This is a genomic window from Curtobacterium flaccumfaciens (genome assembly GCF_013359815.1).
GTDB lineage: Bacteria > Actinomycetota > Actinomycetes > Actinomycetales > Microbacteriaceae > Curtobacterium > Curtobacterium flaccumfaciens.
Genome location: NZ_JABMCF010000036.1, coordinates 340,239 through 354,352, shown reverse-complemented (window position 1 = coordinate 354,352; position 14,114 = coordinate 340,239). Strand labels below are relative to the sequence as shown.

At 72.4% G+C, this 14,114-nt stretch carries 17 protein-coding genes; 13 read left to right on the top strand and 4 right to left on the bottom strand.

Annotated features, from left to right (window positions below; genetic code table 11):
* The first annotated feature begins 43 nt into the window (after positions 1–43).
* From HP445_RS09845 to HP445_RS09825, 5 genes are read left to right on the top strand one after another with little or no spacing between them, the layout of a single operon-like run.
* Positions 44–808, top strand: coding sequence for an aspartate/glutamate racemase family protein (locus tag HP445_RS09845; protein ID WP_111029312.1), 765 nt, complete (start codon positions 44–46; stop codon positions 806–808).
* Positions 805–2,181: an allantoinase AllB gene (gene allB, locus HP445_RS09840; protein ID WP_206647622.1), complete on the top strand. Its 1,377-nt coding sequence runs from the start codon at positions 805–807 to the stop codon at positions 2,179–2,181. The genes HP445_RS09845 and allB overlap by 4 nt, the downstream gene beginning before the upstream one ends.
* Positions 2,182–2,224: 43 nt before the next feature.
* On the top strand, positions 2,225–3,478 hold the full coding sequence (locus tag HP445_RS09835) for a pyridoxal-phosphate-dependent aminotransferase family protein (RefSeq protein ID WP_128780925.1): 1,254 nt from the start codon (positions 2,225–2,227) through the stop codon (positions 3,476–3,478).
* Positions 3,475–4,734, top strand: coding sequence for an allantoate amidohydrolase (locus HP445_RS09830; protein WP_128780926.1), 1,260 nt, complete (start codon positions 3,475–3,477; stop codon positions 4,732–4,734). Before HP445_RS09835 ends, HP445_RS09830 begins: the two co-directional genes overlap by 4 nt.
* Complete coding sequence (locus tag HP445_RS09825) at positions 4,731–5,564, top strand: MurR/RpiR family transcriptional regulator (RefSeq protein ID WP_111029315.1); 834 nt, start codon at positions 4,731–4,733, stop codon at positions 5,562–5,564. Before HP445_RS09830 ends, HP445_RS09825 begins: the two co-directional genes overlap by 4 nt.
* Here the strand turns inward: HP445_RS09825 and HP445_RS09820 are convergent.
* Both HP445_RS09820 and HP445_RS09815 read right to left on the bottom strand, forming a co-directional pair.
* A complete protein-coding gene (locus tag HP445_RS09820; RefSeq protein WP_128780927.1) occupies positions 5,531–6,040 on the bottom strand; it encodes an SRPBCC family protein in 510 nt (169 codons plus the stop codon). The genes HP445_RS09825 and HP445_RS09820 overlap by 34 nt on opposite strands.
* The gene (locus HP445_RS09815; RefSeq protein WP_128780928.1) at positions 6,037–6,612 is read right to left on the bottom strand and encodes a GNAT family N-acetyltransferase; all 576 of its coding nucleotides are present in this window, start codon (positions 6,610–6,612) and stop codon (positions 6,037–6,039) included. The genes HP445_RS09820 and HP445_RS09815 overlap by 4 nt, the downstream gene beginning before the upstream one ends.
* A gap of 43 nt (positions 6,613–6,655) precedes the next feature.
* Here HP445_RS09815 and HP445_RS09810 point away from each other — a divergent pair, with 43 nt between their 5' ends.
* From HP445_RS09810 to epsC, 3 genes are all read left to right on the top strand, one after another.
* Complete coding sequence (locus HP445_RS09810; protein WP_128780929.1) at positions 6,656–7,693, top strand: dipeptidase; 1,038 nt, start codon at positions 6,656–6,658, stop codon at positions 7,691–7,693.
* A 286-nt stretch (positions 7,694–7,979) separates the two neighbouring features.
* Complete coding sequence (cysK, locus tag HP445_RS09805) at positions 7,980–8,918, top strand: cysteine synthase A (protein WP_027466262.1); 939 nt, start codon at positions 7,980–7,982, stop codon at positions 8,916–8,918.
* Positions 8,919–8,938: 20 nt separating this feature from the next.
* A complete protein-coding gene (gene epsC / locus HP445_RS09800; RefSeq protein WP_111032065.1) occupies positions 8,939–9,499 on the top strand; it encodes a serine O-acetyltransferase EpsC in 561 nt (186 codons plus the stop codon).
* Positions 9,500–9,681: 182 nt separating this feature from the next.
* On the opposite strand, the gene HP445_RS09795 is transcribed toward epsC, so the two are convergent.
* Positions 9,682–9,981 carry an excalibur calcium-binding domain-containing protein gene (locus HP445_RS09795; RefSeq protein ID WP_206647623.1) on the bottom strand — a complete coding sequence of 100 codons (300 nt, stop codon included), beginning with the start codon at positions 9,979–9,981 and terminating at the stop codon, positions 9,682–9,684.
* Positions 9,982–10,122: 141 nt separating this feature from the next.
* Between HP445_RS09795 and HP445_RS09790 the strand changes: the two genes are divergently transcribed.
* Positions 10,123–10,506 (top strand): MmcQ/YjbR family DNA-binding protein, encoded by a 384-nt coding sequence (locus HP445_RS09790; protein WP_128780931.1) that lies wholly within the window; start codon positions 10,123–10,125, stop codon positions 10,504–10,506.
* 33 nt (positions 10,507–10,539) lie between these two features.
* Here HP445_RS09790 and HP445_RS09785 read toward each other — a convergent pair whose 3' ends face one another.
* Positions 10,540–11,169 carry an MOSC domain-containing protein gene (locus HP445_RS09785; protein ID WP_128780932.1) on the bottom strand — a complete coding sequence of 210 codons (630 nt, stop codon included), beginning with the start codon at positions 11,167–11,169 and terminating at the stop codon, positions 10,540–10,542.
* A 185-nt stretch (positions 11,170–11,354) separates the two neighbouring features.
* Here HP445_RS09785 and HP445_RS09780 point away from each other — a divergent pair, with 185 nt between their 5' ends.
* From HP445_RS09780 to HP445_RS09765, 4 genes are all read left to right on the top strand, one after another.
* Entirely contained in the window at positions 11,355–12,191 is an 837-nt protein-coding gene (locus tag HP445_RS09780; protein WP_111046741.1) for an alpha/beta fold hydrolase, read from the top strand.
* Between the two features lie 206 nt (positions 12,192–12,397).
* Entirely contained in the window at positions 12,398–12,952 is a 555-nt protein-coding gene (locus HP445_RS09775; RefSeq protein WP_110862500.1) for an RNA polymerase sigma factor, read from the top strand.
* Positions 12,949–13,629: an Asp23/Gls24 family envelope stress response protein gene (locus HP445_RS09770; RefSeq protein WP_128780933.1), complete on the top strand. Its 681-nt coding sequence runs from the start codon at positions 12,949–12,951 to the stop codon at positions 13,627–13,629. The genes HP445_RS09775 and HP445_RS09770 overlap by 4 nt, the downstream gene beginning before the upstream one ends.
* The gene (locus HP445_RS09765; protein ID WP_128780934.1) at positions 13,626–13,934 is read left to right on the top strand and encodes a hypothetical protein; all 309 of its coding nucleotides are present in this window, start codon (positions 13,626–13,628) and stop codon (positions 13,932–13,934) included. The genes HP445_RS09770 and HP445_RS09765 overlap by 4 nt, the downstream gene beginning before the upstream one ends.
* Positions 13,935–14,114: the final 180 nt, after the last annotated feature.

The window sequence follows — 14,114 nt, the reverse complement described above, 5'->3', positions numbered from 1 at the left end:
CCACCGGTTCCACCGCTCCACTCGCTCCACCGGAAGGACCCCGATGCGCATCCGCGTCGTCAACCCCAACACCACCGCGTCGATGACGCGGGCGATCGGCGTCGCGGCCCAGGCCGCCGCCGCTCCCGGCACGCTGGTCGAAGCGGTCGAACCCTCGATGGGGCCGGCCTCGATCGAGAGCCACTACGAAGAGGCCCTGGCCGTGCCCGGGCTGCTCGAGCAGATCGCCCGCGGCGAGCAGGACGGGGTGGACGCGTTCGTCGTCGCCTGCTTCGGGGACCCGGGGCTCGACGCCGCGCGGGAGCTCGCGACGGTGCCGGTGATCGGGATCGCCGAGGCCGGGTTCCACGCCGCCGCGATGCTCGGCCGCCGGTTCGGCGTCGTCACCACCCTGGCGCGGACGACCGGCCGCGCCCACGAGCTCGCCCAGCGCTACGGCTTCGCCCCGCTCGTCACGGAGATCCGGGCGTGCGAGGTCCCGGTGCTCGAGCTGGACGACCCCGAGTCCGGTGCACGGGCGCTCGTGATCGAGGAGTGCCGAGCGGTCATCGACGGGGGAGCCGATGCCGTCGTGCTCGGGTGCGCGGGCATGGCCGACTTCTGCGCCGAGGTCTCGCTGGCCATCGGGGCACCGGTCGTCGACGGCGTCGCGGCGGCCACGGTCCTGGCGGAGTCGCTCGTCCGGCTCGGGTTGTCCACGGGCAAGCGCGGCGAGTACGCCCTGCCGCCGGTGAAGGCGATGTCGGGGCTGCTGGCGGGCTTCGAACGCCACCCGGCGGCGGTCGCGACGGCCGGGGCGGGCGCGTGACGGGCCTCCCGGCGGGCGACACGGCAGACCTGGTCGTCCGCGCGCAGCGAGCTTGGGTCGACGGGACGTTCCGCTCGGCCGCGGTCGTCGTCCACGACGGCCGGGTCACCGGCGTCCTGCCCGTCGACGCGGTCGTCGACGCCGTGCAGGACCACACCGTGCCGGCCGGGCAGGTGCTGCTCCCCGGACTGGTCGACACCCACGTGCACGTCAACGAACCCGGCCGCACCGAGTGGGAGGGCTTCGCGTCCGCGACCCGGGCCGCTGCGATGGGCGGCGTCACCACGATCGTGGACATGCCGCTCAACTCCATCCCCGCGACGACCACGGTCGAGGCGCTCGCCGTCAAGCGTGCGAGTGCCGAGGGCCGAGTGGCGGTCGACGTCGGGTTCTGGGGCGGAGCGGTCCCCGCGAGTCTCGGCTCGCTCGACGCCCTGCACGATGCCGGCGTCTTCGGGTTCAAGTGCTTCACGGCGCCGAGCGGTGTCGACGAGTTCCCGCACCTCGACCCCGAGCAGCTCCGCGCCGCGATCGCCGAGGTCGCCCGGATCGACGCCCTGCTGATCGTGCACGCCGAGGACCCGGAACACCTCGTGCCGCACCGGGCGCTCGGTGGCCGGTACGCCGACTTCCTGGCCACCCGGCCCGTCGCCGCCGAACGGTCCGCGATCGCGCAGGTCATCGACGGCGCGCGGGCGACCGGTGCGCGGGTGCACGTGCTGCACCTGTCCGACGCGGGCGCGCTGCCGATGCTCCGCGCGGCGAAGGACGACGGCGTCCGGATCACGGTCGAGACGTGCCCGCACTACCTGTCGTTCGAGGCGGGCACGATCCCGGACGGCGCGACCGCCTACAAGTGCTGTCCGCCGATCCGTGACGACGCCAACCGCGACGCGCTGTGGGCCGGTGTGCTCGACGGCACGATCGACCTCGTCGTGTCGGACCACTCGCCCTCCACCGCCGACCTGAAGACCGACGACTGGGGTCTGGCCTGGGGCGGGGTCGCCGGCCTGCAGGTCGGGTTCCGGGCGGTGTGGACCGAGGCCGAGCGTCGCGGGATCCCGCTCGAGGCGCTGCTCCCGCTGTTCACGACCGGTCCGGCCGCCCTGGTCGGGCTGCGCGACCGCGGGGTGATCGCTCCCGGTGCCCTGGCGCACTTCGCCGTGTTCGACCCGTCCGCCGAGTCCGTCGTCGACGTCGCCGGGCTCGAGCACCGCAACCCGGTGTCCGCGTTCGACGGGCTCCGCGTGCGCGGCAGCGTCACCGAGACCTGGCTCCGCGGCCGTCGCATCGCCACGGCGGACGGCGGCGTGGTCGGCGTCGAGGGGCAGCTGGCCGGACGGCCCGTGCTCGCGGCGGAAACACCCCTGTAACGATCGTTCCGGTATCGTCGGATCAGGAACGGAAGGAACCACCATGCTCCCAGTGAACCCACCCGCCCGTCTCCTCATGGGGCCCGGCCCGATCGACGCCGACCCACGCGTGCTCCGTGCCCTGTCGACGCCGCTCGTCGGCCAGTACGACCCCTGGATGACCTCGACGATGAACGAGACGCAGGCGCTCTACCGCCGCGTGTTCGGCACTCGCAACGATGCGACGCTGCTCGTGGACGGCACCTCGCGCGCGGGGATCGAAGCGGTGCTGGTGTCACTGCTCGCCCCGGGTGACCGCGTGCTCGTGCCGGTGTTCGGTCGGTTCGGGCACCTGCTCGCCGAGATCGCAGGCCGTGCCGGGGCCGAGGTCCACACCATCGAGACCGACTGGGGTCAGGTCTTCACGCCGTCCGCGATCGAGTCGGCCATCGCCCGTGTCCGGCCGAAGGTGCTGGCGGTCGTGCAGGGCGACACCTCGACCACGATGAACCAGCCGCTCGACGAGCTCGGTGCGATCTGCGAGCGGTACGGCGTCCTGCTCTACACCGACGCCACGGCGACGGTCGGCGGCAACCCGCTCGAGGTCGACGCCTGGGGGATCGACGCCGTGAGCGCCGGGCTGCAGAAGTGCCTCGGCGGCCCGTCCGGCAGTGCGCCCGTCACGCTGTCGCCCAAGGCCGTGGCCGTGCTCGACGAGCGGCGAAGCGTCGAGGCCGGCATCCGCGAACCCGGTGACGACGTCGCCGACGAACCGATCCGCTCGAACTACCTCGACCTCGCGATGATCCTCGACTACTGGGGCCCCCGCCGCCTGAACCACCACACCGAGGCCGCTTCGATGCTCTACGCCGCGCACGAGTGCGCCCGCATCCTGCTCGAGGAAGGCCGCGACGCCGTCGTCGCCCGCCACGAGACCGCCGGGCGCGCGATGCTCGCCGGGGTGCAGGCCCTCGGGCTCCCGGTCTTCGGCGACGTCGCCCACAAGATGCACAACGTCGTCGCCGTCGAGATCCCGTCCGACGTCGTCGGCGACCAGGTGCGCGGCGCGATGCTCGACGACCACGGGATCGAGATCGGCACCTCGTTCGGGCCGCTGCACGGACGGGTCTGGCGCATCGGCACCATGGGCTACAACGCCCGGAAGGGCACCGTGGTCACGACCCTGGCCGCGCTCGAGCACACTCTGCGCCGGGCCGGGCACGCGGTCCCGCACGGCGGCGGTGTCGATGCCGCCCTCGACGTCTTCCGCGACGACCCCGCCGCGGTCGCTCCCGCCGGGGCGGAGGTGCTCGCGTGAGCGCCGTGCCCGTCCTGAACGCCACCGCCGTGGGCACCGCCGACGCCGAACTCGTCGCCCGCTGGTGCGACGAGCTCGCCGCCCTCAGCGCCGAACCGAGCCGGATCACCCGCGTCTACCTGTCGCCCGAGCACGCCCGGGCGAACGCCCTCGTCGCGGGCTGGATGCAGGACGCCGGACTGTCCACCTGGCAGGACGCCGCCGGCAACCTGCACGGCCGGGCCGCGGGCGCGACGCCCGACGCCCCCGTGCTGCTGCTCGGCTCGCACCTGGACACCGTGGTGGACGCCGGCCGGTACGACGGCGTCGTCGGGGTGCTCATGGCGATCCGCACGGTCGCCCGGCTCACCGCCGACGGTCCGCTGCCCGTCGCGCTCGAGGTCATCGCGTTCTCCGACGAAGAGGGCACGCGCTTCGGCAAGGCCCTGCTCGGGTCGTCCGCGGTGGCCGGGGTCTGGGACGACGCCTGGTGGGACCTGACCGACGGTGACGGCGTCACGCTCCGACAGGCCTTCACCGACTTCGGCCTCGACCCGGAGCGCGTCGGCGACGCCGCGGTCGACCCGGCCTCGGTGGTCGGCTACCTCGAGGCGCACATCGAGCAGGGGCCGTACCTCGAACAGGCCGGGCAGGCCCTCGGGGTCGTCACGAGCATCGCGAGTGCCCGCCGGTTCTCGGTCGAGGCCGTGGGAGAGGCCCGGCACGCCGGCGGCACCCCCTACGAACGCCGGCACGACGCCCTGCTCGCCGCTGCCGAGGCCGCGCTCGCGGTGGAACGGATCTGCCGGGCATCGCACCAGGTCGGCACCGTCGGCACGATGACCGTCGAACCCGGAGCCGTCAACGTCGTCCCCGGGCTCGCACGGTTCTCCGTCGACCTGCGCGGCGAGTTCGACGACGAGCGCGACGAGGTCTGGGACGAACTCACCAAGGCCTTCACGCTCATCGGTGAACGGCGCGGGGTGAGTGTCACCCCGACCGAGGTGCACCGTGCGCCCGCGGTGTTCTGCTCGCCCCGGCTGATGGACGCCGTCCGAGCAGGGATCGTGTCGACGGGCGAGACCGCGCCGATGGAGCTGTTCTCGCGTGCCGGCCACGACGCGATGTCGCTCGGACTCGTGACCGACGTCGCGATGCTGTTCCTCCGCAACCCCGACGGCATCAGCCACCACCCGGACGAGTTCGTGTCGACGCCGGACATCGCCCTCGGCCTCGATGCCCTGGCCGTCGCCGTCGACCGGGTGGCCCGCGCATGAGCACCGCCGGCCCCGACGTCCGCGCCCGGATCGACTCCGTGTGGGAACAGCTCTCGCCCGCCGAACGTCGGGTCGCCGCGATGGTCCGCCACGACCCGGAACTCCTGCTCGTCGGCACCTCCGCCGAACTCGCGGCCGAGTCGGGCACCTCGAAGGCCACGGTCTCGCGACTCGTGCGGTCGCTGGGCTTCCAGGACGCCGCCGAGGTCCGGCAGAACCTGATGTCCGCACGGGGCTCGGGCCTGCCGTGGGTCGCCGAGGACGCCGCCCACGTCGACCAGCGCGCGGTCGAGGCGCGCAACCTGGACGCGGCCTTCGCATCCCTCGGCCGAGCGGACCGCCCGCGCCTGGCCCGTCGGATCGTCCGGGCCCGCCGGGTGCTCGTCCTCGGTGAACGCGGCGCGTACCCGATCGCGCTGCAACTGCGGTCCCAGCTGGCGCAGGTGCGGTCCGACGTCCGCGTCGGTCCGTCGCCCGGGCAGCGGCTCGGCGAAGAGGTCGCCGACCTCGACCGGCACGACCTCGTGGTCCTGGTGACCGTGCGTCGGCACACCGCCGGGGTCGAACGGATCGTCCGGCACTGCGTCGACTCCGGGGCGGACGTCATCGTCCTCGGCGACCCGACGGCCGCGGTCATCGCCGCTCCCGCCGCCACCGCGATCCTCTGCCCGGTCGACTCACCGTCGGCGTTCGACTCGATGGCCGCGCTGTTCGCCGTCGTCGCCGCGATCACGAACGACGTCTACGACGCCTCGGGTCCCGGTGGCCGGGTGCGGGTCGACGCCGTCGCCACCGCCTACGACGCGCTGGGGGAGCTCGCTGCGCCCTGATCGCCGTCCGATCCGGCGCGCAGCTCGGCACGCAGTTCGGCGGCGAGCGAGGCGTTGCGGTCGGCGATGAGCTTCGGCATGTACCGGGCCAGGGCGAGCACCTCGGCCAGGCGCCCCAGCGGGCCGAGCGGTGCGCGGAACGTGATGGTGTCGACCATGCGCGTGCCGCCGGCCGACGGCTCGAACCGGTGCTCGTGGTGGAACCGGGCGAACGGCCCACGCACCTGTTCGTCGACGAACCGGTGGGGCGCCTCCAGGGCGGTGATCCTGCTCGTCATCCGCCAGACGATCCCGAAGTGCCGCGCACGCCAGGTGACGGTCTCGCCCAGGCCGATCGTGCCGGCCGTCGTGCCGGCGACGGCGCGTTCGTCGGTCGCGGCCATCGATCGCTCGTGCGCGCCGATGTCGAGCGACAGCGCGAAGGCGCGCTCCGGCGGAACCGGCAGGTCCGTCACGACCCGGAACGAGACGGTCACGACGCCGGCCAGACCGTCGGGGCGGACCGATCGTCGTCGTGCAACGCGGCGGCGAGCAACTGGTCGTGCCGGCTGCCGCGGTGCAGCACGCTCGACCGCGTACGTCCCTCGAACCGAAGACCGAGCCGCTGTGCGACCGCGGCCGACGCGGTGTTCGTGGCGATCGCGCGCCACTGCACCCGGACGAGACCGAGTCCCTCGGGCGGACCGGCGAAGGCCCACTGCAGCACGCGCTCGGCGGCCTCGGTCATGATGCCGGAGCCGCGACCGTCCGGGTGCATGGCGTACCCGATCTCGGCGGCCCCGTCGGCGAAGGCGAACAGGCCGACCGTGCCGAGCAGCCGGAGGTCGTCCGCGCGCCGGATGCCGAACTCGTACCGGGTGTCCGCGGCCCATCCGGCACCGACGACGTCCGAGATCCAGTACCGCGCCTCGGCGTGCCCGTACGGCACCGGCACCGGGGTGGACGTGATGACGTCGGGGTCGTTGGCGTAGGCCACCACGTCGTCGGCGTCGCCGAGCTCGGGGACCGAGAGCACCAGTCGCTCGGTGCGGAGGGTGACGGGCTGCACGGTTCGAGCCTAGCCACGACGGCGCGGGCGGTAGCGTCGGGGGATGACGTTCGACGCGCTCCCGTTCCCGGTCATCGACGGCCACAACGACCTGCCGTGGGAGCGTCGTGACAGCCACGACTCCGGTGTCGAGGGCATCGACACCGAGACCGACTCGCTGCACACCGACATCCCGAAGCTCCGCGCCGGCGGCGTCGTCGGGCAGTTCTGGTCGGTGTTCGTGCCCGCGGACGACCCGGACCCCGTCACGACGACGCTGCAGCAGGTCGACCTCGCACACCGGATCATTGAGCGCTACCCCGACGACCTCGCGCTCACCCGCACCGCCGCCGAGGTCCGTGCCGCCGTCGACTCCGGCCGGATCGCGTCGCTGCTGGGCGCCGAGGGCGGGCACTCGATCGGTGACGACCTCGCGGTCCTCCGCACCCTGGCCCGGCTCGGCGTCCGGTACATGACGCTCACCCACAACGACGACACCCCCTGGGCCGACTCCGCGACCGGGGAACGGGCGCACGGCGGCCTGACCGACCGCGGCCGTCAGGTCGTCGCCGAGATGGAGCGGATCGGCATGCTCGTCGACCTGTCCCACACCGCACCGGCCACCATGCGCGACACCCTCGACGTGGCGACCCGGCCCGTCGTGTTCAGCCACTCGTCGACCGTCGCGATCGACGACCACCCGCGGAACGTGCCCGACGACGTGCTCGCCCGGTTGGCCGACAACGGCGGCGTCCTGATGATCACCTTCGTGCCGAAGTTCGTGTCGCGGGCGTGGGCGGACTGGGAGGAGTCGGGCATGGCCGGCGAACCGCCCCTGGTCACGGTGTCGGAGGTCGCCGACCACGTCGAGCACGCCCGCGACGTCGCCGGTGTCGCGCACCTGGGCCTCGGCGGCGACTACGACGGCACCCCGGTGCTGCCGCCGGACCTGCGGGACGTGTCGCGGTACCCGGTGCTCGCGGTGGAGCTCGTCCGACGCGGTTGGGGCGAGTCGGACCTTCGTGCGCTGGCCGGCGGCAACGTGCTGCGGGTGCTCGAGGCGACCGACGAGCGGTTCGCCCGGACGGCGTTCGTGCGCTGACGCGGCGGGGCGAGCCGCGAAAGCGACTCTCCTCGGCGCTGGTCGTGCTCACTCCCGCGAAAGCGACAGAACCCTGCGAACCTTCCGCGGGCATCTGTCGCTCTCCCGGTGGTGCTCGGAGGCATGGCCCGAGGAAGCGGCAATTGGTCCACAGCGTGTGGACCAATTGCCGGGCGCGCACGCGCCGTCACGGACAGGACCGCCTGGGGTCCGGTCGCTAGGATCGGGCGCACACCGCGCCTCCCGGAAGAGCGATGCGCGACCTGAGCTGCGAAGGACGGACCGGATGAGCGGCACCATCTACGAGAACATCTCCCAGGCGTTCGGCAACACCCCCCTCGTCAAGCTGAACCGGCTGCCGAAGGCGGGCGGGGCCGAGGTGCTCGCCAAGCTCGAGTTCTACAACCCGGGCGCCAGCGTCAAGGACCGTCTGGGCGTCGCGATCATCGACGCCGCCGAGGCCTCCGGTGCGCTGCAGGCCGGTGGCACCATCGTCGAGGGCTCGTCCGGCAACACCGGCATCGCCCTCGCGCTGGTCGGCGCTGCTCGCGGGTACCGGGTCGTCATCACGATGCCCGAGACCATGAGTGTCGAGCGCCGTGCGGTCATCCGCGCGTACGGGGCCGAGATCGTCCTGACCCCCGGGCCCGAGGGCATGAAGGGCGCGGTCGCGAAGGCCGAGTCGATCGTCGCGGAGACGCCCGGCGCGATCCTCGCCCACCAGTTCGAGACGGCCGCGAACGCCGAGATCCACCGGAAGACCACGGCGGAGGAGATCCTCCGCGACACCGAGGAGCACGTCGACGTGTTCGTCGCGGGTGTCGGCACCGGCGGCACGATCACCGGTGTCGGGCAGGTGCTCAAGGAGCGCGTGCCCGGCGTGCAGATCGTCGCCGTGGAGCCGAAGGACTCGCCCCTGCTCACCGAGGGCAAGGCCGGTCCGCACAAGATCCAGGGCATCGGCGCGAACTTCGTGCCCGAGGTCCTCGACCAGAGCGTCATCGACGAGGTGTTCGACGTCGAGCTGGACGACGCGCTCCGGGTCGCCCGTGCCCTGGCGACGCAGGAGGGCATCCTGTCGGGCATCTCGTCCGGCGCGATCATCCACGCGGCCCTCGAGATCGCCGCACGCCCCGAGAACGCCGGCAAGCGGATCGTCGCCATCGTGTGCGACACCGGAGAGCGCTACCTGTCGACGGTGCTCTTCGAGGGGCTCACTGCGTGAGTCGTCCTCTTCGACGAGGCGTGCTGCGGACCATCCGGGAGGACCTGTCCGCAGCACGCCGCGGTGACCCCGCTGCCCGCGGCGACCTGGAGAACGCGATCGTCTACTCCGGGTTGCACGCCATCTGGACGTACCGCGTGACCCACCGTCTCTGGAACGCGCAGGGGCTGCCCGGGTCCCGGTTCGCGGCCCGCCTGCTCGGGCAGATCGCACGGTCGGTCACCGGCATCGAGATCCACCCCGGCGCGCGCATCGGCCGTCGGTTCTTCATCGACCACGGCATGGGCGTCGTGATCGGGGAGACCTCGGTGATCGGTGACGACGTGCTCGTGTTCCACGGCGTCACTCTCGGCGGACGCGGCGGAGACCACGGGCCGGGAGCCCGACGGCACCCGGTGGTGGGGGACCGCGTGGTGCTCGGCGCCGGGTCGTCACTGATCGGGGCGATCACGATCGGTCCGGACTCCGTCGTCGGTGCCAACACGGTGGTCACGAAGGACGTGCCGGCGGGGTCGGTCGTCACCGGCGTCGCCGGGACTCCGCGTCCCCGTTCCGGGCACGAGGGCGTCCCGACGCTCTGAACGCGCCGCGCCGCCCCGCGCCGCCCCGCGCCGCGCCGCGGGCGCACGCCGGGGCGTGCCGGGCGCACGCCGGGGCACGCCGGGCACGCAAAACACCGGTGTTCGCGCATCGCACCCCGGCGTGCGGGTGTTCAGGACGCGAACACCGGTGTCTTGGCGGTGTCACCGAGCGAGCGAGAGCGTCAGCTCTTCTCGCAGGCGACGCCGTCCTTGTCGCGGTCGAGCTTGGTGTTCGCCTTGTACAGGGCGTCGTCCTTCTTCACCGTGCCCTTGAGCGCACGGTAGGTGGTCTTGCCGCCGGAGACGACCTTGTTCTTCGTGACGGACTTCTTGGCGATGCCGCCGGAGTACACCTTGTGCACCGCGGTGCAGTTGGCGTAGGACTTCGGCGCGGCCTGCGCGGTCGAGGTCCCGCCGACGACGACGGTGGTCGCGAGGACGGCGGTGGCGGCGGCGATGCCGAGGGTACGGATGATGCGCACGGGTTCCCCCTGGAACTGGTGGTGATCGCGCGAGCGACCGTCGCGTCGGGTGCGCGGCGTGGTGATCATACGACGTGATCGACACTCACGACCTGCCCCCGAACGGGGTGCGCTGTCGGCGGCCTGCGGCATCCTGGTCACATGGACGGCGAGCAGCTGCACGACATCGCGAGCCGCACGGCGCTGGCGTTGCCGGCGGCCGTCGAGACCCAGCCGTTCGGCGAGGACTCCGTGGTCTACAAGGTCGTCGGCAAGATGTTCGTCATGGTGACCGACGTGCGTGGGACCCCGATCGTGAACCTCAAGTGCGCGCCGCCGCACGGGGCAGCGCTCGTGCGTGACCACGACGAGATCACGCCCGGGTGGCACATGAACAAGCGGCACTGGATCACGCTGACGCCGGGAGACGGTATCGACGAGACCCTGGTCGAGGACCTCGTGGCGAACGCCTACGACCTGGTGGTCGCCGGGCTGCCCGTGGCGAAGCGTCCGATCGACCCCTCGCGCGGCGTGCTGCCGAGCTGATCGGGCTCGAGGGGCCCGACCGGCTCGACCGGCTCAGGCCCGCGCCGCGACCTTCGACAGGTCGTGGACGACCTTCGGCGCCAGCCGTTCTCCCGACTCGAGCACGGCCCGCGCACGATCGGGCGCCAGGTCGCCGAAGATCTCGCCGATGGTCACCCCGTGCTCCGGCCGGTGGATCACCTCGACGGGGTCACCCGCGGCGACCGAACCGGACTTGACGACGCGGAAGTACGCCCCCGGCCGCCCCTCGTCGGCGAACCGCTTCACCCACCCGTCGATCCCCATGCGCCGGGCGAAGGTGCCGCAGGGTGTGCGGGGGACCGTCACCTCGAGCACGAGGGTGTCGCCGATCCGCCAGCGTTCCCCGGTCACGGCCCCGGTGACGTCGATGCCGCTGGTGCGGAGGTTCTCGCCGAACAGGCCGGGCGGGACCTCGCGCTCGAGCAGGTCGGCGAAGTACGCGGCGTCCTCGTCGGCGTAGGCGTACACGGCCTGGTCCACACCGCCGTGGTACTTGCGGTTCGCCTGCACGTCGGCGCGCAGGCCGAGCGGCCGGACCCGGACACTGCCGGTGACCGGACGCTTGTCGATGGCGGTGATGCCGATGATGCCGGAGTCGGGCAGCAGACGGTCGACGCGGCAGACGGCGGTGACGAGCGACATGGGATCAACTCTGGTGCACACACGCCCCCGCACCAAGCCGTGCCCGGCCCGGCCGGATCGGGATGAATGACCCAAGCGGTCGCCCGAGGGCCGGTCCTACGGTGAAGGGGCTTCGGTCTCCTGCCGAACGGGAGGCAGCGGCCAGTCCGCGTCACATGTGGAGCAGAAACTCACGGAGGTTCACGATGGCGTTCGTCACCACGAGCGATGGTGCAGAGATCTTCTACAAGGACTGGGGGCCGCGCGACGCGCAGCCGATCGTCTTCCACCACGGATGGCCCCTGTCGTCGGACGACTGGGACGCGCAGATGCTGTTCTTCCTGGGCAAGGGCTACCGGGTGATCGCGCACGACCGCCGCGGGCACGGGCGTTCGTCGCAGATCGGCACCGGTCACGACATGGACCACTACGCCAGCGACACGGATGCGGTCGTGCAGCACCTCGACCTGCAGAACGCGGTCCACATCGGGCACTCCACCGGTGGTGGCCAGGTCGCACGGTACGTCGCGCAGTACGGCGAGCCCCAGGGCCGCGTCGCCAAGGCCGTCCTGGTCTCGTCGGTGCCCCCGATCATGCTGCAGAGCGACACCAACCCGGAGGGCACGCCGATCTCGGTGCTCGACGGGTTCCGGAGCGCCCTCGCCGCGAACCGCGCCGAGTTCTTCCAGGCCGTCGCCGAGGGGCCGTTCTACGGCTTCAACCGACCCGGCGTGGAGGTCTCCGCCCCGGTGGTCGCGAACTGGTGGCGACAGGGCATGACGGGCAGCGCCCTGGCCCACTACGAGGGCATCAAGGCATTCTCCGAGACGGACCAGACCGAGGACCTCAAGGCGATCTCCGTCCCGGTCCTCGTCACGCAGGGCGACGACGACCAGGTCGTGCCGTACAAGGCCGCATCGCTCAAGCAGGCCGAGCTGCTCAGCAACGCCACGCTCAAGATCTACGAGGGGTACCCGCACGGCATGCTGACGACCCACGCGGACGTCATCAACCCCGACCTGCTCGCCTTCATCCAGCAGTAGGACGAGCCGACCGGCAGGAGGACGAGCCGACACGCAGTAGGGCGAGCCGACACGCACGACGTCAGGGGCGCGCACCGGAACCGTCCGGTGTGCGCCCCTTCGGTGTGTGACGAACGCGGTGCGTGATGCGTCCCACCAGTACCCGTCCGACGACGGTGGACGGACGCACCCAGCCGTTCACCATCCACCACCAGTAGAAGGAACGCGTGCACCACCAGTCCCTCGCCGAGCTCGACGACGCGGTCCTCGCCGGCCGGTCGTCCGACGGCGACGTCCGGGCCTTCGAGGTCCTGATCCGTCGCCACACCCCGCTGCTCCGCGCCTACGCCCGTCGGACCCTCGGTTCCACCGACGAACTCGACGACGTCGTGCAGGAGACCTTCATCACCGCGTGGGACCGCCTCGACTCCCTCGAGGACCTCGCACGCGTGAAGTCGTGGTTGATGCGCATCCTGAGCAGGAAGTGCCTCGACCGGATCCGCGCGCGGCGCATCCACGACGACGTCACCGAGCTCGAGGTCGCCGCGCCGGCCGACGACGCACCCGACCGGGTCGCCGAGGCGCGCTCGCGCGAGGACGCGGTCGAACGTGCGCTGGCCGAACTGCCCGAAGCCCAACGACGGTGCTGGATCATGAAGGAGGTGCTCGAGTACCGGTACGACGAGATCGCCGCCGAACTCGACCTGCCACCCTCGACGGTCCGGGGACTGCTGTCCCGAGCGAGGAAGAACATGATCCGACTCATGGAGGGATGGCGATGACCGATCACGACGGGATCCGGCCGGACCTGCCCGACAGCCCGGAAGCACTCGACGCCCTCGAACGCGGTGACCTCGACGGCCACTCGATCGACGAACTCGCCGACTACCTCGACGCCGGCATGCAGCCGGCGGACCCGAGCATCGACGACTCGCCCGCCTGCCAGAACGCCCTGGCCGCGATCATCCGCGTCCGCCACGCGTCGCTCCGCTCGCTCGAGGCGGCCGCCCGCGACGAGGCCCCGGCCGACGAGTCCTGGATCAGCGGTGTCCTGGCGAACATCTCGATCGAGTCCCGCTCCGGTCGCGACGTCCCGCTCCGCCCCCTGTCCGAGACCGAGCGCCCCGTGATGACCGAGGGCGCCATCCGGTCCCTCATCCGCCGCACCGGTGACGAGGTCCCCGGGGTCCTGGTGGCCCGCTGCCACCTCGACGGCGACGTCACCGAACTCGCGTCCCCGATCCGGGTGGTCGTCGAGATCGCGATCGCGTCCGGTCCGTCGATCCCCGCGACCGCCGAGCTGGTCCGCGCCGCCGTGGCCGGCGCCCTGGCCGAGCAGACCGACCTGCTCGTCGAGGCGATCGACGTCGTCGTCCGCGACCTGCTGCCGGACCCCGAGCCCGGCACCGACGAAACAGGCACCGACGAGCCCGGCACCGACCCGGAGGAGGCCCGATGAGCACCACCGACGAGACCCTCGCCACGATCGAGGCCGCCGTCCTCGAGGTCCCCGGGGTCACCGACCTGTACCGCTCCCGCCCGACGGTCGCGAGCGCCGTGCAAGCGGTCCGCAGCATCGCCACGAGCACCGGACCGCTCCGGATCGTCGTCGACGACGACGCCCTGCGCGTCGTCATCGGCACCGACGGCTTCCGCCCGGCCCCCGAGGTCGCCCGCGCCGTCCACGACGTCGCCCTGGCGACCGCCGCAGCACACGGCCTGGCGCTCAGCCGCGTCGACGTGCGTGTCGCGCGGGTGGGCTGACCGCGACCACAGACCGGACGGGAGGCCCGTGGCGACACCGCCACGGGCCTCCCGTCCGCCGTGGGCGCAGCTGACCCCGCCCGACGCGACCCGACGCCGCCTCCGGTACCGAAGGAGACCCTCGCAGGACCACGTGCAGCGCGCCGGCAGTCCGTAGCGTGCTCGTGAGGGAGCGGCAGC